The organism is Mycobacterium bourgelatii, from assembly GCF_010723575.1.
GTDB classification, from domain to species: Bacteria; Actinomycetota; Actinomycetes; order Mycobacteriales; family Mycobacteriaceae; genus Mycobacterium; species Mycobacterium bourgelatii.
In genome coordinates, this window is record NZ_BLKZ01000001.1 from 2,388,140 (window position 1) to 2,406,417 (window position 18,278).

General features: G+C 65.9%; 15 protein-coding genes and 1 pseudogene. 10 read left to right on the forward strand and 6 right to left on the reverse strand.

What is annotated here, in order from left to right:
- Positions 1–57: 57 nt before the first annotated feature.
- Positions 58–1,617, forward strand: coding sequence for a PPE domain-containing protein (locus G6N68_RS10720; protein ID WP_163711448.1), 1,560 nt, complete (start codon positions 58–60; stop codon positions 1,615–1,617).
- Here G6N68_RS10720 and G6N68_RS10725 read toward each other — a convergent pair.
- The gene (locus G6N68_RS10725) at positions 1,597–2,574 is read right to left on the reverse strand and encodes a quinone oxidoreductase family protein (RefSeq protein WP_163711451.1); all 978 of its coding nucleotides are present in this window, start codon (positions 2,572–2,574) and stop codon (positions 1,597–1,599) included. The genes G6N68_RS10720 and G6N68_RS10725 overlap by 21 nt on opposite strands.
- Before the next feature lie 19 nt (positions 2,575–2,593).
- On the opposite strand from G6N68_RS10725, the gene G6N68_RS10730 reads away from it, so the two are divergent.
- Positions 2,594–3,448 carry a DcsG N-terminal domain-containing protein gene (locus G6N68_RS10730; protein WP_163711454.1) on the forward strand — a complete coding sequence of 285 codons (855 nt, stop codon included), beginning with the start codon at positions 2,594–2,596 and terminating at the stop codon, positions 3,446–3,448.
- On the opposite strand, the gene G6N68_RS10735 is transcribed toward G6N68_RS10730, so the two are convergent.
- Positions 3,398–4,372 carry a COX15/CtaA family protein gene (locus G6N68_RS10735; RefSeq protein WP_371871557.1) on the reverse strand — a complete coding sequence of 325 codons (975 nt, stop codon included), beginning with the start codon at positions 4,370–4,372 and terminating at the stop codon, positions 3,398–3,400. The genes G6N68_RS10730 and G6N68_RS10735 overlap by 51 nt on opposite strands.
- Positions 4,373–4,438: 66 nt before the next feature.
- Here G6N68_RS10735 and G6N68_RS10740 point away from each other — a divergent pair, with 66 nt between their 5' ends.
- Positions 4,439–5,287, forward strand: a complete 849-nt coding sequence (locus tag G6N68_RS10740) for an aldo/keto reductase (protein ID WP_163711461.1) — start codon at positions 4,439–4,441, stop codon at positions 5,285–5,287.
- Positions 5,288–5,484: 197 nt separating this feature from the next.
- On the opposite strand, the gene G6N68_RS10745 is transcribed toward G6N68_RS10740, so the two are convergent.
- The 3 genes from G6N68_RS10745 to mptB all read right to left on the reverse strand — a co-directional run bounded on the left by G6N68_RS10745 (position 5,485) and on the right by mptB (position 8,944).
- A complete protein-coding gene (locus G6N68_RS10745) occupies positions 5,485–6,195 on the reverse strand; it encodes an ABC transporter permease (protein WP_163718439.1) in 711 nt (236 codons plus the stop codon).
- A 74-nt stretch (positions 6,196–6,269) separates the two neighbouring features.
- A complete protein-coding gene (locus tag G6N68_RS10750) occupies positions 6,270–7,211 on the reverse strand; it encodes an ABC transporter ATP-binding protein (RefSeq protein WP_163711464.1) in 942 nt (313 codons plus the stop codon).
- Positions 7,208–8,944 (reverse strand): polyprenol phosphomannose-dependent alpha 1,6 mannosyltransferase MptB, encoded by a 1,737-nt coding sequence (mptB, locus tag G6N68_RS10755; RefSeq protein WP_163711467.1) that lies wholly within the window; start codon positions 8,942–8,944, stop codon positions 7,208–7,210. Before mptB ends, G6N68_RS10750 begins: the two co-directional genes overlap by 4 nt.
- A gap of 46 nt (positions 8,945–8,990) precedes the next feature.
- Between mptB and G6N68_RS10760 the strand changes: the two genes are divergently transcribed.
- The 7 genes and pseudogenes from G6N68_RS10760 (at position 8,991) to G6N68_RS10790 (ending at position 16,364) form a co-directional block, all read left to right on the forward strand.
- The gene (locus G6N68_RS10760) at positions 8,991–9,809 is read left to right on the forward strand and encodes a helix-turn-helix transcriptional regulator (protein WP_205351303.1); all 819 of its coding nucleotides are present in this window, start codon (positions 8,991–8,993) and stop codon (positions 9,807–9,809) included.
- Positions 9,806–12,325: an intein-containing Fe-S cluster assembly protein SufB gene (gene sufB / locus G6N68_RS10765; RefSeq protein ID WP_163711472.1), complete on the forward strand. Its 2,520-nt coding sequence runs from the start codon at positions 9,806–9,808 to the stop codon at positions 12,323–12,325. The genes G6N68_RS10760 and sufB overlap by 4 nt, the downstream gene beginning before the upstream one ends.
- Positions 12,326–12,333: 8 nt before the next feature.
- Positions 12,334–13,518, forward strand: coding sequence for a Fe-S cluster assembly protein SufD (sufD, locus tag G6N68_RS10770; RefSeq protein ID WP_163711474.1), 1,185 nt, complete (start codon positions 12,334–12,336; stop codon positions 13,516–13,518).
- Entirely contained in the window at positions 13,515–14,297 is a 783-nt protein-coding gene (gene sufC / locus G6N68_RS10775; RefSeq protein WP_163711477.1) for a Fe-S cluster assembly ATPase SufC, read from the forward strand. The genes sufD and sufC overlap by 4 nt, the downstream gene beginning before the upstream one ends.
- A 2-nt stretch (positions 14,298–14,299) precedes the next feature.
- Positions 14,300–15,556 (forward strand): cysteine desulfurase, encoded by a 1,257-nt coding sequence (locus G6N68_RS10780; protein ID WP_163711481.1) that lies wholly within the window; start codon positions 14,300–14,302, stop codon positions 15,554–15,556.
- Positions 15,553–16,036, forward strand: a pseudogene (gene sufU / locus G6N68_RS10785) (Fe-S cluster assembly sulfur transfer protein SufU); the annotation flags it as partial. The gene G6N68_RS10780 and the pseudogene sufU, both read left to right, overlap by 4 nt.
- On the forward strand, positions 16,017–16,364 hold the full coding sequence (locus G6N68_RS10790; protein ID WP_069418474.1) for a metal-sulfur cluster assembly factor: 348 nt from the start codon (positions 16,017–16,019) through the stop codon (positions 16,362–16,364). The pseudogene sufU and the gene G6N68_RS10790, both read left to right, overlap by 20 nt.
- 40 nt (positions 16,365–16,404) lie before the next feature.
- Here the strand turns inward: G6N68_RS10790 and G6N68_RS10795 are convergent, their stop codons facing one another.
- On the reverse strand, positions 16,405–18,234 hold the full coding sequence (locus G6N68_RS10795) for an acyl-CoA dehydrogenase (protein ID WP_163711484.1): 1,830 nt from the start codon (positions 18,232–18,234) through the stop codon (positions 16,405–16,407).
- Positions 18,235–18,278 lie beyond the last annotated feature (44 nt).

Sequence of the window (18,278 nt, forward strand, 5' to 3'; positions counted from 1 at the left end):
TCCGGTCGTGGTGCTTCCGCCGCGCTGACCACACGGTTGGGTGCCGACGGCTGAACCATGACCGCACCGATCTGGATGGCTTCGCCTCCAGAGGTGCATTCGGCGTTACTGAGTAGTGGCCCCGGCCCGGGCTCGTTGCTGTCCGCGGCCAGTGCCTGGAGCTCACTGAGCGCCGAATACGCCTCTGTGGCAGACGAATTACTCGCCGTGCTCGCCTCGGTTCAAGGCGGGGCATGGGATGGTCCCAGCGCTGAAGCGTATGTGGCATCCCACGCGCCGTACCTGGAGTGGCTGACGGTGTCGAGCACCGTCAGCGCCGCCGCGGCGGTGCACCACGAGGCGGCAGCCGCCGCCTACACTGCCGCACTGGCCGCCATGCCGACGTTGGCCGAATTGGCCGCCAATCACGTCACGCATGGGGTGTTGGTGGCAACGAATTTCTTCGGTATCAACACGATTCCTATCGCCCTGAATGAGGCCGATTACGTCCGCATGTGGGTTCAGGCCGCTACCACCATGGGGGCCTATCAAGCAGCCGCGACCACAGCGGTGGTGTCGACACCGCCGACCACCCCGGCGCCACAGATCGTCAAGGCTGAGGCGGCGTCCTCGAATCCGCTGGAGCAGATTCTGCTGATTCCGCAATACATCTTCCAGCAACTTCTGCGAGTGACCGGGACCATCTGGGATCCCGAGGCCGGCACACTCAACGGGATTCCGTACTCCGCGTATACGACCCCGGGTCAACCTGGCTACTGGGTCAGTCGGCTCTTCTTGTTCGGGGAGGAATTCCAGGGCCTTCGGGAGTGGCTCCAGCTGTTGATGACGAACCCGATCGCGGCGTTGCAGTCTCTCGCCGGCATCACACCGGCTCAGATGATCACCTACCTCGTTGCCCATCCCGTGCTCGCCGCGCTGCTGGGCTCGTCACCGGCGTGGTCGTCGCTGTCGACCCTGCCTAGCGTCGCGGCCGTTTCCGCCGTGGCGGCGTTAGCGTTCCTCGGCGCGGTCCCGGAGGTTGTCGAGGCTGCCGTCGCACCGATTGCTCCCGTCGCGGTCGGGGCCACGGCGGCGCCGGCCATTGCGGCCCCGGCGATCGCTGGGTCCGTCGCGTCTGTTGCTCCTGCGCCCACCGTGTCTACGGTCAGCAGCGTCAGCGGCCCCCCGTCGCCCTCGGCGCCTGCGGCTCCCGCCGGTCCGCCGTTCTTTCCGTATGCCATCGGCGGTGGTCCCGCCATCGGGTTCGACTCTGGGACCAAGACCGGCGTCAGTGCCAGCGCGCGGGCCAAGTCACCGGCCTTGGACAGCGCCGCGGTGGCTTCGGCGACGGCTGCCCGGCGGCGGAAACGCAAGCAGCGCAAGGAGGATACGCCCATGCGCGGTTTTGCCGACGCCTTCGCTGATCTGGACCCGAACGAAGCCAGTCCCGACGACCCGCCTGAGACGGTGGCGTCCGACGCGGGTGGCGGGACATTCGGCTTCGCCGGCACGGTGTCGGACGACAACGTGCAGACGGCCGCGGGGCTGACCGTGTTGGCCGACGACGAGTTCGGCGGCGCCCCGAAGACGCCGCTGATCCCGGGGACCTGGAAAGAGCTAGGGCAACAACACGATTGAGCCCACCGTCTTGCGGCCCTGCAGGTCTTCGTGCGCCCTGCGCGCTTCGGCCAGCGGGTAGTGGCCGCTGACTTCGATGGTGACGGCGTCGCTGCTGATCACGTCGAAAAGTTCTTCTGCCCGCCAAGCGAATTCCTCAGCGGTGCGGATGAAGTGGGCCAGCGATGGCCGGGTGAGGTATACCGACCCGGCGTAGTTGAGGCGCTGCGGGTCGAACGGCGGAACGGGACCGCTGGCCGCTCCGAACAATGCCAAGGTGCCCCGGACGGCCAGGCTGGCCAGGCTGGCGTCGAAAGTCGTTGCGCCGACACCGTCGTACACTGCCGCCACTCCCGCGCCGTCGGTGAGCGAACGGATCTGCTGACCGAACTGGTAGGCGTCCTCGGGGTAGGGGAGCACCTCGGCGGCGCCGGCCTGCCGGGAAAGTCGCTCCTTTTCCTCGTTGGAGACGGTAGTGATCACCCGGGCGCCCAGGTGAACGGCCCACTGCGTCAAAATGAGTCCGACGCCACCGGCACCCGCGTGCACCAGCACGGTGTCGCCGCGCTGCACCGGGTATACCGATTTCAGTAGGTAATGCGCGGTCAATCCCTTGAGCAGCACCGCCGCGGCAACGTCGTAGCTAATGTTTTCCGGTAGTTTGGCGGTCAAAAATGCTGGTGCGGTGCAGAATTCGGCGTAGGCACCGTTCGCCGAGGCGCTGACCACCCGGTCGCCGACATGGAATGCGCCGTCGACTCCGGCGCCCACCGCTGCGACCGTCCCGGCCACCTCCGAGCCCAGTACGAACGGCAGCGGCCGGGGATACTGGCCGCTGCGGAAGTAGGTGTCGATGAAGTTGACCCCGATGGCTTCCGACTTGATCAAGACCTCGCCGTGGCCGGGTTCCGGTTGCGGCACATCGCCGTAGCTCAGGACGTCGGGGCCGCCAGTTTCGTGGACTTCGATCGCATGCATTTGGATATCATGCCGGATGATGAAGCTCGCCCGTCCGGACGTCTTCCACCCGCGGGTCGTGCTCGCGGGTTGTCCGTCGCAGCGCACCGGGGACGGCGACGACGACGGGCTGGTGGGCGCCCTGAGAAACCGTGGGCTGCATGCCCGTTGGTTGTCCTGGGACGACCCGCAAATGGCCGACGCCCACCTGGTGATTCTGCGCGCCACCCGCGACTTTGCCGACCGGCTGGATGAGTTTCTGCCGTGGACCACCAGCGTTCAGAACCTGCTGAACGCCCCCGCCGTGGTGGCCTGGAACGCCGATCGAGGCTACCTGGCAGACCTGGCGGATGGGGGAGTGGCGACCGTACCGGGCGAGGTCTATCCGCCAGGCCGGCGGGTCACGCTCCCGGCGCACGGGCGAATCTTCGTCAGCCCGCCTGTCGGCACCGGGACGCGGCGCTTTCGCGATCGGCCGAGCGCACGGGCACACATCGCCGGGCTGCATGACGCGGGCCGCGACGTGTTTGTGCAGCATGTCGATCCGGCCGGCGAATCGGTGCTGATTTTCCTCGGCGGCAAGCCGTCACACGCATTCACCGTGCGCGGTGGAGCGCTACACGAGACCGAGCTTGATTTCGAACTATGGGACGTGGGAGCCGCCGCGTTGGCCTCCGCGGCGACAAAAGTGGGCATCCACACGAGCGAGCTGCTGTACGCACGAGCCCATTTGTCCGGCGCCCGTCTGCTGGAATTACAACTGATCGATCCGTCGCTGGGCTGGCTGCGGCTGAGCGCCGAGACCCGCGAACTTGCCCAACGGGAGTTCGCGGTGTGCGTGGAGTCAGCGTTGGAGCGCCTCGGGCTCGGCCCGTTCTCGCATCGACGCCCATAGCGCCGCGGTGGCCGCCGTGCACGCGGCGGCACCGGCCACGTGGATGGCGACCAGGACGGCGGGCACGCCCGTGTAGAACTGCGCGGTGCCGACGGCCGCCTGCGCGACGATCAAGGCCAGCAAGACGCCCAGCCGCAACATGATTGCGCGCGTAGCGCTGACCGCAAGCAGCCCGAAGCCCAGGCCGACCACTAGTGCGACATAGGACACCAGCAGCGACGAGTGCGCGTGCACCAGGGTGGTGATCTCGATCTTCAGCCGCGGCACGGTCCGGCTGGGGCTCTTGTCGCCGGCATGCGGGCCCGCCGCCGTCACCAAGGTGCCCGTCACCAGCACCAAGGCGAGGTTGACCGCACTGAGCGCCGTCAGGATGCGCAGCGGCCTGGCCACGCGCTGCCGGACCACACCATCGTCGGGCTCGCCGATCTTGACGAACAGCAACACCGACAGCCACACCATCGTCATCGACGCAAGCAGATGGATCGCCACCGTCCACCACAGCAGCCCGGTGCGCACCGTGATGCCACCGATCACCGCCTGCACGACCGTCGAGGCCGGCATCAACCACGCGTAGACCAGCACCTCGGTGCGTCGGCGCGCGCGGGTGACCGCCAGCACTGCCAGCGCCGCGGTGAGCACCACGGCGAAGGTGATCATCCGGTTGCCGAATTCGACCGCCTGGTGAATCCGCGGCACCTCGGCGACCGCGACCGGCGTGAAACTGCCCGGAAAACACTGCGGCCACGTCGGGCAACCCAGCCCGGACGCGGTGACCCGGACGATCGCTCCGGTGACCGCGATACCGCCCTGAGTCAGGATGACGGCGGCGCCGATCAGCCGTTGCACACGCAGGCTGGGGTCGGGCAGCAGATCCACCACCCGCATCAGCGCTCGTCCCACGGCCATTGCCCGATCGTAAGGCAACGAAAACTACAACCTGTAGTAAGGGCGGACGTGGCCAAGATTCCAGATGCGCACTATGCAGGAGAGATGACCAACGTTCCCGCCATTGCGCTCAATCACGGCGCGCGCATCCCGCAACTGGGTTTCGGCGTCTTCCAGATCGAGCCCGAGAACACCGCCGCCGCGGTGGCCACCGCGCTGGAGATCGGGTACCGACACATCGATACGGCGCAGATGTACGGCAATGAGAAAGAAGTCGCTCAGGGTGTCCGCCAGGCGGGGCTGGATCGCTCGGAAGTCTTCATCACCAGCAAGCTCAACAACGGCGCTCACCGACCCGATGACGCCCGTCGGGCGTTCGACGGCACATTGGCGGCCCTCGAGTCCGACTACGTCGATTTGTTCCTCATCCACTGGCCGTTGCCAACGCGCTACGACGGCGACTTCGTCTCGACCTGGAAGGTGCTCGAGGAATTCGCTCGCGACGGGCGGGCCCGCAGCATCGGGGTGTCGAATTTCCAGACCTTGCATCTCAAGCGGTTGGCGCAGGAATCCGACACCGTGCCGGCGGTGAACCAGATCGAGGTCCACCCCTACTTCGCCAACGACCAGGTCCGGGCCTACGGGAAAGCGCACGGCATCGTGACGGAGGCGTGGTCGCCGATCGCCCAGGGCAAGGTTCTCGGCGACCCGACGATCAAGCGCATCGCCGACGACGTCGGCAAGACTCCCGCGCAGGTCGTATTGCGCTGGCACATCCAGCGTGGTGACGTCGTCTTCCCCAAATCGGTGTCGCCGGAGCGGATGAAGGAGAATTTCGACATCTTCGGCTTCGAACTCAGCGCCGAGGACATGGACGCGATAACGGGCCTCGACCAGGGCGAAGCGGGTCGCACCGGCGGCCACCCAGACAACTTCGACTACATCCCGGACTGAGCCTCGCCGAACGTGTGGCCCTTGCTCCCGAAGTATCGGTCATGGGGCCAGACGGCGCACTTTCGACGCGTGGGGCTGCGGGGCTGCGGCGGCCTTAGCGTCGCCGAACGTGTGGCCCTTGTCCCCGGAGTGTCGGTCGGGGGGCAATACGGCCCACTTTCGACGCGGGCTGCGGGGCTGCGGGGGCGTGAAAAAGGTCAGGTGAAGCGGAACCAGCGCAGCGCCGCCAACGCTCCCAGCGTGCCCCACACCGCCAGGACGACGACTCCGAACCAGTCCATCGACAGCGTCATCGCCTGCGACAGCGCTTCGGTCAACGCGCCCGACGGCGTCACCCGCGCCGCCCATTTCACCCCGACCGGGATCAATTCCGTCTCCAGCGTCAGCGCCCCGAACCCGGCGAAGACGAACCAGAGCAGGTTGGCGACGGCCAGCACGATCTCGGCGCGCAACGTCCCGCCCAGCAGCAGTCCGAGCGCGGCGAACCCGGCGGTGCCCAGCGCGATGATCGCCGCCCCGAGCGCCAGAGCCGCCGGCGCCGGTCGCCAACCCAGCACAAAGCCGACGGTCCCAAACAGAATTGCCTGCAAGAACACCACGGCGACCACCGCCAGCGACTTGCCCGCGATGATCCCCCAGACCGGCAGCGGGGTAGCGCCAAGGCGCTTCAACGCGCCGTAGCGGCGGTCGAACGCGACCGCGATGGCCTGGCCGGTGAAGGCGGTCGAGATGACCGCGAGCGCCATGATGGCCGGGACGAACGTGGCGGCGCGGTTGCTGCCGAATGATCCCAACGGCAGCAGCGTCAGCCCGACCAGCAACGTGATCGGGATGAACATGGTCAACAGCAGTTGCTCGCCGTTGCGCAGCAGCAGCTTCAACTCCAGGCCGAACTGGGCAGCCAGCATGCGCGGGACGGCGTTGGGCCGCGGGTCGGGTGTGAAGGTGCCCGGTGGGAACGTTTCGGTTTGTGCGTCTTGAGTCACTGCCGCAACTTTCTGCCGGTGAGGTCGAGAAACACGTCCTCCAGGCTGCGCTGCTCCACCCGCATGTCGGTGGCCAGCACATCGATGCGTGCACACCACGCGGTGACCGTCGCCAGCACCTGTGGATCGACCGGCCCTTCCACCAGGTACTCGCCCGGAGTTACCTCCGTGGCCTTGTAGTCCTCCGGCAGCGCCGAAGCCAGCAGCGACAGATCCAGCCGAGGTGGCGCGGTGAACCGCAACTGGTCTTTCGCCCCGCTGCGCATCAGCTCGGTGGGCGTGCCGGCGGCCACCGTGACGCCGTGATCGATGATGACCAGCCGGTCGGCGAGTTCCTCGGCCTCTTTGAGCTGGTGGGTGGTCAGCACCACCGTCACGCCGTCACGGCGCAGCGCGTCGATCAGCTCCCACACCAGCAGCCGGGCGTGCGCATCCATGCCGGCGGTGGGCTCGTCGAGAAACACCAGTTCGGGACGGCCGACGAGCGCGCACGCCAGAGCCAGCCGCTGCTGCTGCCCACCGGAGAGCCGCCGGTAGGTGGTACGGGCGGCGTCCGTGAGGCCCAGAGTCTCCAGGAGCCATTGGGGATCCAGTGGGTCCGCCGCATACGACGCCACCAGGTTCAGCATTTCGCCCGCCCGCGCCGCCGGGTATCCGCCGCCGCCCTGCAACATCACGCCGATCCGCGCGCGCAACTGTGCGTTGTCGGCAATCGGGTCCAGGCCCAGCACCTCGATGGTGCCGGCGTCAGGGCGGACGAACCCCTCGCACATTTCGACGGTGGTCGTTTTTCCCGCGCCGTTGGGGCCCAACAGGGCCATCACTTCGGCGGCGTGGACGTCGAGATCGAGGTTGGATACGGCGGTCAGTGACCCGTAGTACTTACTTACCCCGCGTAACCGAACGACCGGTTCGCGGGATTCACGGGCCAAGCTCACGTGGAATCAGCGTAGGCGTCGGGCGCGGCTTTGGAGCGCGGGGTGGCGGGACTCACTTGGGAAGCCACTGTCGGGTCCTGTTCGACGGGCGCTGTGTCCGACGCGGCATGCGCCCCTACCGGCACGTTCGCTTCGTCGTCCTCCGGTAGTGCTCGCCACGGCAGGCGGGTGTAGGTCACCGCGATGATCACCACCACGATGATGATGCTGGCCAGCGTCGCGTCGATGATCTGGAACAGGGCAAAACGGTCACCGTTGGCGGTCGGGCCCAGGATGCCGACGATGAGGGTGACCATGATCGCCGCGACCCGGAATCCGGTGCGGGTCGCCCAGGCGGCCAGCGGAATGATCGCCCAGAGCAGATACCAGGGCTGCACCACCGGGAACAGCAGCACGGTCAGGCCCAGCGCCACGCCGAGGCCCCCGATCGGGTGCAGCCGACCGCGGAAAACGGCCAGCAGCAGCCAACTAACCACGACCATGATGATCAGCACGCCGATGCCACGCGTCAGCGCCAGTATCGCGGTGGTGTGATCGCCCAGTCCCAGCAGGATGCCCACCTGCCCAGTGCCGAGGGCCAGCAGCGTTGGCGGCGACATCCAGCTGCGGACCACGTTGGCGGTGCCCAGCGTGAACACCCAGCCAAACCCGAGTCCGCTGGCCCAGCCCACCAGGGCCATCACCGCGACTGACAGCCCCGCCATCGCACTACCGGTCAGCAGTAGTGCCTTGACGGTGCCGCCGTTGCGGTAGGCCAACGCCGTGGTGACGAACCCGAGCGCCAGCAGGGATGGCAGCTTGACCTGCGACGACAGGACGATGAGGATCGACCCCCCGAGCAGCATGCCCAGCGGTTCCCAATCCGGGCCGGGTCGCCACGACGTCGGCTTCAACCTGGCGGCGTCCAGGCCGCGCAGTGCGAACTCGGCGCCGGTCAGCATCAGGCCGAGCATCAGCGCCTCGTTATGGATGCCGGCGACCAGGTGCATGATCAACAGCGGATTGGCGGCTCCAAGCCAAAGCGCACTCACCTCGGCCACGCCGCAGCGCCGGGCAAGTCGGGGTGTGGCCCACACGATCAGCACCACGCCGATCAGCACCACCAGCCGGTGGCACAGCACGGCGGCGACAATGTTTTCCCCGGTCAGTGCCGATATGCCGCGGCCGATCCATAAAAACAGGGGACCGTAGGGCGCCGGCGTCTCCCGCCACAGACTGGGTACGGACAGCGTGAACACGTGACCAAGACCCAGCCCGGAGGCCGGCCCGACTCGGTACGGATCGAGCCCGTCCCGGCATATCTGGCTTTGCGCCAGGTAGGAGTAGACGTCCTTGCTGTACATCGGCGGCGCGATCAGCAGGGGCAGCACCCACAGCATCAGCGTGCGGTCTAACTCCCCGCGCGACATGCGACGCTTGCCCAGCGCGAACCGGCCGAGCATCAACCAGGCCAGCGCCATCATGACCGCGCCGGTGGTCGTCATGGTCAACGACACCGTCTGGATGCGCGACGGGAGATTGAGGAGCCGGACCCCGAAAGTGGGGTCTTGCACGACGGGCCGCGCCCCGGCGCCCAGTGCGCCGATCGCCATCAGCACGGTGCCGGTGGCGCCGAAGAGGCGGGTGCGCTTCAGCGCCTGGAGCTCGGCGGGATTGAGCGGTGAGCCCACCGTCTGCTCGTCACCGTGCAAGCTCGCGATCGAGGAGCTCAGCGTATGGTGGCGGCCTGCCATCAGAGCAGCGTAGCGGGATGGACAAAGGCGCTGTTGCCCTTGTCACGTGAGGGCACCCTTGCTGGACCCGACGCCGGAATTGCGTCACACTGGTGTTGTGAAAATCCGATCCGAGCTGGATGTTGCCGTGCCTGCAGGTGGCGGCGCCTCCTCCGCTGCCGGGTCAGACGGCCACACCCGCCGCGCCATCGTGCGGTTACTGGTGGAATCCGGATCGATTACGGCCAGTGAGATCGGCGACCGGCTCGGCCTGTCGGCCGCCGGTGTCCGTAGGCATCTCGACGCGTTGATCGAAGCCGGCGACGCCGAGTCCGTCGCCCCGGCAGCCTGGCAACAGGCAGGCCGTGGGCGCCCCGCCAAGCGTTACCGACTGACCGGGGCGGGCCGGGCCAAGCTCGAGCACGCCTATGACGACCTCGCGGCCGCGGCCATCCGGCAGCTGCGCGAACTCGGCGGTGAAGAGGCGGTTCAGACCTTCGCCAGGCGCCGTATCGATGCCATTTTGGCCGGTGTCGACGGTGCCGAGGGTCCGGACGACGACGACGTCGAAGCGGCCGCCGAGCGGATTGCCGATGCGCTCACCAAGGCCGGCTACGTCGCTACCACCACCCGGGTGGGCGGGCCGATCCACGGTGTGCAAATCTGCCAGCACCACTGCCCGGTGTCCCACGTTGCCGAGGAATTTCCGGAGTTGTGTGAAGCCGAGCAACAGGCCATGGCCGAAGTGCTGGGCACTCACGTGCAGCGGTTGGCGACGATCGTCAACGGCGACTGCGCTTGCACTACCCACGTGCCCCTGACCGTGCCATCTCAGGCGCCCAGCCCGCGCCAACCGACAACGAGCAACAAAGGAGCGTCGATATGACACTCGAAGCCGCCAAGACGCCGGTCGAGCCGCTGACCCAGGAAGAGGCCATTGCCTCGCTGGGCCGGTACGGCTACGGCTGGGCGGACTCCGACGTCGCGGGCGCCAGTGCGCAGCGCGGGCTTTCCGAGGCGGTGGTCCGTGACATCTCGGCCAAGAAGAACGAGCCCGAGTGGATGCTGAAGACTCGGCTGAAGGCGCTGGACATCTTCGAGCGCAAGCCGATGCCGAACTGGGGTTCCAACCTTGAGGGTATCGACTTCGACAACATCAAGTACTTCGTGCGCTCCACCGAGAAGCAGGCCGCTTCCTGGGAAGAATTGCCAGAGGACATCCGGAAGACCTACGACAAATTGGGAATTCCGGAAGCGGAAAAGCAAAGATTGGTTGCTGGAGTAGCGGCCCAGTATGAGTCAGAGGTGGTTTACCACCAGATCAGAGAGGATTTAGAGGCTCAGGGCGTCATATTCTTAGACACTGATACTGGTTTGCGGGAGCATCCGGAGATTTTTAAGAAATATTTCGGCACCGTAATTCCAGCAGGCGACAATAAGTTTTCTGCACTGAATACTGCTGTGTGGAGTGGCGGGTCGTTTATTTATGTGCCGCCGGGCGTGCACGTCGACATTCCGCTGCAGGCCTACTTCCGGATTAACACCGAGAACATGGGCCAGTTCGAGCGGACGCTGATCATCGCCGACGAAGGCTCCTATGTGCATTACGTCGAAGGCTGTCTGCCTGCGGGTGAGCTCATCACAACTGCGGACGGCGACCTGCGGCCCATCGAGTCGATTCAGGTCGGTGACTATGTCACCGGCCACGACGGGCGTGCGCACCGCGTCACGGCTGTGCAGGTGCGGGACCTGAACGGCGAGCTGTTCACCTTCACGCCGATGTCGCCCGCCAACGAGTTTTCGGTCACGGCCGAACATCCTTTGCTTGTCGTTCCGCGCGAGGAGGTGCGCGTGGCACGCAAGGAACGCAACGGATGGAAGGCGGAGGTCAACAGCGCCAAGCTGCGTGCCGCCGAACCGCGGTGGATCGCGGCGAAGGATGTCGCCGAGGGCGACTTCCTGATCTACCCGAAGCCGAAGCCGATTCCGCACAAGACCGTCATGCCGCTCGAGTTTGCGCGCCTGGCGGGCTACTACCTGGCCGAGGGCCACGCGTGCCTTACCAATAACTGCGAGTCGCTGATCTTCTCGTTCCACAGCAACGAGTTCGAGTGCGTCGAGGACGTGCGGCAGGCGTGCAAGGCGCTGTACGACAAGCCTGGTTCGGTACTGGTCGAGGAGCACAAGCACTCGGCTCGTGTCATCGTCTACACGAAGGCCGGCTACGCAGCGATGCGGGACAACGTCGGCGTCGGCTCATCGAACAAGAAGCTGTCGGATCTCTTGATGCGCCAAGACGAGACATTCTTGCGTGAGCTTGTCGACGCCTATGTCAACGGCGACGGCAACATCATTCGACGCGGCGGAGCACTGTGGAAGCGCGCGCACACCACCTCGCGGGTGTGGGCGTTCCAGTTGCAGTCGATCCTGGCGCGGCTGGGTCACTACGCCACCGTCGAGCTCCGGCGCGCGGGAGGACCTGGGGTGATCCAGGGCCGCAACATCGTTCGCAAGGACATCTACCAAGTCCAGTGGACCGAAGGCGGCCACGGACCGAAGCAGGCCCGCGATTGCGGCGACTACTTCGCGGTGCCGATCAAGAAGCGTGCCGTGCGTGAGGCGCATGAGCCGGTCTACAACCTCGACGTCGAGGCGCCGGACAGCTACCTCGCCTACGGTTTCGCCGTGCACAACTGCACCGCGCCGATCTACAAGTCGGATTCACTGCACTCGGCTGTCGTCGAGATCATCGTGAAACCGCATGCGCGCGTTCGTTACACGACGATCCAGAACTGGTCGAACAACGTCTACAACCTGGTCACCAAGCGCGCCCGCGCCGAGGCCGGAGCCACCATGGAGTGGGTCGACGGCAACATCGGGTCGAAGGTCACCATGAAGTACCCGGCGGTCTGGATGACCGGCGAGCACGCCAAGGGTGAGGTGCTCTCGGTGGCGTTCGCCGGCGAGGACCAGCACCAGGACACCGGCGCCAAGATGCTGCACCTGGCCCCGAACACCTCGAGCAACATCGTGTCCAAGTCGGTTGCCCGTGGCGGTGGCCGCACGTCCTACCGCGGCCTGGTTCAGGTGAACAAGGGCGCGCACGGCGCCAAGGCGAGCGTGAAATGCGATGCGCTGCTGGTCGACACGATCAGCCGCAGCGACACCTACCCGTATGTCGACATCCGCGAGGACGACGTCACTATGGGCCACGAGGCTACCGTGTCGAAGGTCAGCGAGAACCAGTTGTTCTATCTGATGAGCCGCGGTCTCACCGAGGACGAAGCCATGGCGATGGTGGTGCGCGGGTTCGTCGAGCCGATCGCGAAGGAACTGCCCATGGAGTACGCGTTGGAGCTCAACCGGTTGATTGAGCTCCAGATGGAGGGCTCTGTGGGATGACGAGTCGGATGACCGCTCCTGCCAATGCTGCAATCAATAAGGGCGAGCTGTTTGCCTCTTTCGATGTAGAGGCTTTCGAGGTTCCGCACGGCCGCGACGAGCTCTGGCGTTTCACCCCGCTGAGGCGGCTGCGCGGCCTGCACGACGGCTCGGCCGTCGCCAACGGCAGCGCCCAGATCACCGTCACCGAGCAGCCCGGCGTTCGGATCGAGACGGTGCGCCGCGGCGACGACCGGCTGGGACAAGGCGGCGTGCCCGCCGACCGCGTAGCGGCGCAGGCATTTTCGTCGTTCAACTCGGCAACGCTGGTGACCGTCGGACGCGACACCCAGATTCCCGAGCCGGTGAATATTGTCGTCACCGGTCCCGGCAAGGGAGCGGTTGCCTACGGGCACCTGCAGGTCCGCGTCGAGGAGCTGGGCGAGGCGGTCGTCGTCATCGACCACCGCGGCAGCGGAACCTACGCGGATAACGTCGAATTTGTCGTCGGAGACGCCGCGCGGCTTACCGTCGTGTGGATCGCCGATTGGGCCGACGACACCGTGCACCTCAGTGCCCACCACGCCCGGCTCGGCAAGGACGCGGTGCTGCGGCACGTCACCGTCACGCTGGGTGGCGAGGTGGTCCGCATGTCGGCCAACGTGCGGTACTCCGCGCCCGGGGGAGACGCCGAGTTGCTGGGGCTGTACTTCGCCGATGACGGCCAGCACCTCGAGTCACGGCTCCTGGTCGACCACGCGTATCCCGACTGCAAGTCGAACGTGCTGTACAAGGGTGCGCTGCAAGGAGATCCGGATTCGAAGCTGCCCGACGCGCACACCGTCTGGGTTGGCGACGTGCTGATCCGGGCCGAAGCCACCGGGACGGACACCTTCGAGGTGAACCGCAACCTGGTGCTCACCGACGGTGCGCGTGCCGACTCGGTGCCCAACCTGGAGATCGAGACCGGTGAGATCGCTGGAGCCGGACACGCCAGCGCCACCGGGCGGTTCGACGACGAGCAGCTTTTCTACCTACGCTCCCGCGGCATCCCCGAAGACCAGGCCCGCCGGCTCGTCGTGCGCGGATTCTTCGGCGAAATCATCTCCAAGATCGCGGTGCCCGAGGTACGGGATCGCCTCACCGCGGCCATTGAACACGAACTGGCTATTACTGAATCAAGAGCAACGGAATCGAGATCAACAGCCTCATGACGACTCTGGAAATCAAGGACCTACACGTCAGCGTTGACAACCCCAACGCCGCCGACGGGGAACGCGAAATCCCCATCCTCAAAGGCGTCGACCTGACCGTCAAATCCGGTGAGACGCACGCCCTGATGGGCCCCAACGGCTCCGGGAAGTCCACGCTGTCCTACGCCGTCGCCGGGCATCCCAAGTACCGGGTGACGTCGGGTTCCATCACGCTCGACGGCGCGGACGTCCTGGAAATGAGCGTCGACGAGCGCGCACGGGCCGGGCTGTTCCTGGCGATGCAGTATCCCGTCGAGGTGCCCGGCGTCTCGGTGTCGAACTTCCTGCGCTCGGCCGCCACGGCCATCCGCGGCGAGGCACCCAAGCTGCGGCACTGGGTCAAAGAGGTCAAAGCCGCGATGGCCGCCCTCGACATCGACCCTGCCTTCGCCGAACGCAGTGTGAACGAAGGCTTTTCCGGTGGCGAGAAGAAGCGCCACGAAATCCTGCAGCTGGAACTGCTCAAGCCCAAGATCGCCATTTTGGACGAGACCGACTCCGGCCTGGATGTCGACGCGTTGCGGGTGGTCAGCGAGGGCGTGAACCGCTACGCGAAGTCCGAGCACGGCGGGATCCTGTTGATCACGCACTACACCCGCATCCTGCGCTACATCCACCCCGAATACGTGCACGTGTTCGTCGGCGGACGCATCGCGGAATCGGGCGGGCCGGAACTCGCCGATGAACTCGAGCAGAATGGCTACGAGCGCTTCACTCAGACGGCGGCAACCGGGGCATAGCAATGGCTACCGCGCTCGACCTCACGGCGATCCGTGCCGATTTCCCGATCCTCAAGCGGGTGATGCGCAGCGGGAATCAGTTGGCGTACCTGGATTCCGGTGCGACCTCGCAGCGGCCGCTGCAGGTGCTCGATGCCGAGCGCGAGTTCTTGGTGACGTCCAACGGTGGGGTGCACCGGGGCGCGCACCAGCTGATGGAAGAAGCTACCGACGCCTACGAACAGGGTCGCATTGACATCGCGTCGTTCGTAGGCGCTGACGCCGACGAGCTCGTCTTCACCAAGAACGCCACCGAGTCGCTGAACCTGGTGTCGTATGTGTTGGGGGACAGCAGGTTCGAACGTTCCGTTGGCCCAGGCGACGTCATTGTCACCACCGAACTCGAACACCACGCCAACCTGATCCCGTGGCAGGAACTCGCCCGGCGCACCGGAGCCACGCTGCGTTGGTATGGGGTGACTGGCGGACAAGAAGAGGCCGGCCGGATCGACCTCGACTCGTTGCAACTCGACGAGAACGTCAAAGTCGTTGCTTTCAGCCATCATTCGAACGTCACGGGCGCACTGGCGCCGGTCGACGAGCTGGTCGCCCGAGCCAAGGCGGTCGGCGCGCTGACCGTGCTGGATGCCTGCCAGTCGGTGCCGCATCAGCCGGTCGACTTCCACGCACTCGATGTCGATTACGCCGCGTTCTCCGGACACAAGATGCTGGGGCCCAACGGGATCGGAGTGTTGTACGGGCGACGCGCACTGCTGCAAGCGATGCCGCCGTTCCTGACCGGCGGTTCGATGATCGAGACGGTGACCATGGAGGCCGCCACCTACGCCCCGGCTCCGCAGCGCTTCGAGGCCGGAACCCCGATGACATCGCAGGTGGTCGGACTGGCCGCGGCCGCGCGCTACCTCGACGCCATCGGCATGGCGGACGTCGAAGCCCACGAGCGCGAACTGGTCGCCCAGGCCATCGACGGATTGTCCGGCATTAAAGGCGTGCGCATCGTCGGACCCACCACGATGACCGACCGCGGCTCGCCAGTGTCTTTTGTCGTCGACGGCGTGCACGCGCACGATGTCGGCCAGGTGCTGGACGACGAGGGCGTAGCCGTCCGCGTCGGCCATCACTGCGCGCTGCCGCTGCACCGCAGGTTCGGGTTGGCCGCCACGGCACGGGCGTCGTTCGCCGTGTACAACACCTCCGACGAGGTGGAACGGTTGGTGGCCGGTGTGCAGCGGGCCCTGGATTTCTTTGGGAGAGACTGACGTTGCGTCTAGAGCAGATGTATCAGGACGTGATACTCGATCACTACAAACACCCACACCATCGCGGCCTGCGCGAACCGTTCGGTGCGGAGGTGTATCACGTCAACCCGATCTGTGGCGACGAGGTGACCCTGCGGGTCGCGTTGTCCGACGACGGAATGACCGTCGCAGACATCTCGTATGACGGGCAGGGTTGTTCGATCAGCCAGGCCGCGACTTCGGTCCTGACCGAACAAGTGATCGGCCGAAGCGTGCCCGAGGCGCTCAAGACGCTCGACGCGTTCACCGAGATGGTGTCGTCGCGCGGTCAGGTTCAGGGCGACGAGGATGTGCTCGGCGACGGAGTAGCGTTTTCAGGAGTGGCCAAATACCCGGCCCGAGTCAAGTGCGCCCTGCTGGGCTGGATGGCTTTCAAGGATGCGCTGGCACAGGCCGGCGCGGCCCTCGAGGAGGTCGAGAAGTGAGCGAAATCATCGCACCCGACGACGAGACGTTGTTCGACCTCGAGGAGGCGATGCGCGACGTCGTCGACCCGGAGTTGGGGATCAACGTCGTCGACCTGGGGCTCGTCTACGGCCTGAACCTCGAGAAGAGCGAGGAGGGCACGGTCGCCCTCATCGACATGACCCTCACCTCGGCGGCCTGCCCGTTGACCGACGTCATCGAGGATCAATCGCGCACCGCGCTGGTGGGAAGCGGCCTGGTCAACGACATCCGCATCAACTGGGTGTGGAACCCGCCGTGGGGTCCGGACAAGATCACCGAGGACGGCCGCGAGCAGCTGCGCGCGCTGGGTTTCACCGTCTAGCGTCGACGCGCCGAACGCGTACTCGGGTCGCGACCGGCGGTCAGAAGGCGTCTTCGGGTATGCGCATGATGTCGTCGTCGAGGTGTTCGATGACCGAACGCACGCCACTCAGCTTCGGCAGCATGTTGTTGGCAAAGAACTTCGCCACCACGACCTTGCCCTCGTAGAACTTCACGTCCTTCGGCGACGGCCCCTCGTCCAAGGCCTTCAGGGCGACTCCTGCTTGCTTGATCAGCAGCCAGCCGATCAGCAGGTCCCCGACGGCAAGCAGGAAACGCACCGATCCCAGCCCCACCTTGTAGATGTCGGTGGGATGCTGCGCGGCGGACATCAGGTGCCCGGTCAGCACACCGGTCATCTCGGTAACGTCATCGAGGGCCGTCTGCAGTCGCTGGGCGGCCGGTTTGAGAGATTCGTCGACGGTATCGATCGTCTGGGTGATCTGAGCCGTCACATGCTGCAGGGCCTGGCCGTGGTCGCGAATGATCTTGCGGAAGAAGAAGTCGAGGGCCTGGATGGCGGTGGTGCCTTCGTACAGCGAGTCGATCTTGGAGTCGCGGATGTACTGCTCGATCGGGTAGTCGACGAGGAAGCCCGAACCGCCCAGCGTCTGCAACGATTCGGTCAGAACCTCGTAGGCGCGTTCTGAGCCCACCCCCTTGACGATCGGCAGCAGCAGGTCGTCGACGCGGTGCGCCATGTCGTGGTCTGCACCCGAAACCCGTTGTGCCACTTCGTCATCTTGGTGAGCGGCGGCATACATGTACAACGCGCGCAGGCCCTCGGCGTAGGCCTTTTGAGTCATCAGGCTGCGGCGCACGTCTGGGTGGTGCATGATCGTGACCCGCGGTGCCGTCTTGTCGGTCATCTGGGTCATATCCGCGCCCTGCACCCGTTCCTTGGCGTATGCCAGCGCGTTGAGATAGCCGGACGACAGAGTGCCCGCGGACTTCACGCCGATTGTCATGCGGGCGTGCTCGATCACGGTGAACATCTGCGCGATGCCGTCGTGCACGTCGCCGACAAGGTAGCCGACGGCGGGCACGTCAGTGGCGCCGAACGTCAATTCGCAAGTGGGGGAGGACTTTATGCCCATCTTGTGTTCCAGGCCGGTGACGAAGACGCCATTGCGGGGGCCGAGTTCGAACGTCTCCGGGTCGAACAGGAACTTGGGCACATAGAACAGGCTCAACCCCTTGGTGCCCGGACCGGCGCCCTCCGGTCGCGCCAGCACAAGATGGAAGATGTTCTCGGCCGTATCGCCGACGTCGCCTGCGGAGATGAACCGCTTGACACCCTCGATATGCCAAGTGCCATCGGGTTGTTCAATCGCCTTGGTCCGGCCCGCGCCGACGTCCGAGCCGGCATCCGGCTCGGTCAGCACCATGGTCGCTTGCCACCCGCGCTCCATGGCCTCGGCCGCCCACCTGCGCTGCTCCTCGTTGCCCTCGATGAACAGAGCACGGGCCAGCGGCGGGCCCATGTTGAAAAAGCACGCAGAAGAGTTGGCGGCAAACACCAATTCATTGACGGCCCAGGTCAGTGGTGCCGGCGCGGGCATGCCGCCGATTTCCTCGGCCAGGCCCAGTCGCCACCATCCGGACTCTTTGATGGCGTCGATGGTCTTGACCAACTCGTCGGGAACGCTGATGGAGTGAGTGGCTGGGTCGAACTCCGGCGGGTTGCGGTCGGCGAAGGCGAACGTCTCGGCCAATGGCCCCTCAGCCAAGCGGGCCGCTTCGGCCAAGATGGTGTGGGCCGTTTCCTCGTCGAGATCGACGTATTGGCCGGTGCCCAGGACGGCGCCGACGTCGAGGACCTCGAACAAGTTGAACGCGAGATCACGGACGTTGGCGATGTAGTGCCCCACTGCGGAATCCCTTCGCTCGGAGGTCGGGCCAGACGGGCTAGTCG

Coding starts and splice junctions, on each gene's coding strand:
- G6N68_RS10720 (WP_163711448.1), top strand. CDS start 58: ATGACCGCACCGATCTGGATGGCTTCGCCTCCAGAGGTGCATTCGGCG.
- G6N68_RS10725 (WP_163711451.1), bottom strand. CDS start 2,574: ATGCATGCGATCGAAGTCCACGAAACTGGCGGCCCCGACGTCCTGAGC.
- G6N68_RS10730 (WP_163711454.1), top strand. CDS start 2,594: ATGAAGCTCGCCCGTCCGGACGTCTTCCACCCGCGGGTCGTGCTCGCG.
- G6N68_RS10740 (WP_163711461.1), top strand. CDS start 4,439: ATGACCAACGTTCCCGCCATTGCGCTCAATCACGGCGCGCGCATCCCG.
- G6N68_RS10745 (WP_163718439.1), bottom strand. CDS start 6,195: ATGCTGGCTGCCCAGTTCGGCCTGGAGTTGAAGCTGCTGCTGCGCAAC.
- mptB (WP_163711467.1), bottom strand. CDS start 8,944: ATGGCAGGCCGCCACCATACGCTGAGCTCCTCGATCGCGAGCTTGCAC.
- sufB (WP_163711472.1), top strand. CDS start 9,806: ATGACACTCGAAGCCGCCAAGACGCCGGTCGAGCCGCTGACCCAGGAA.
- sufD (WP_163711474.1), top strand. CDS start 12,334: ATGACCGCTCCTGCCAATGCTGCAATCAATAAGGGCGAGCTGTTTGCC.
- sufC (WP_163711477.1), top strand. CDS start 13,515: ATGACGACTCTGGAAATCAAGGACCTACACGTCAGCGTTGACAACCCC.
- G6N68_RS10780 (WP_163711481.1), top strand. CDS start 14,300: ATGGCTACCGCGCTCGACCTCACGGCGATCCGTGCCGATTTCCCGATC.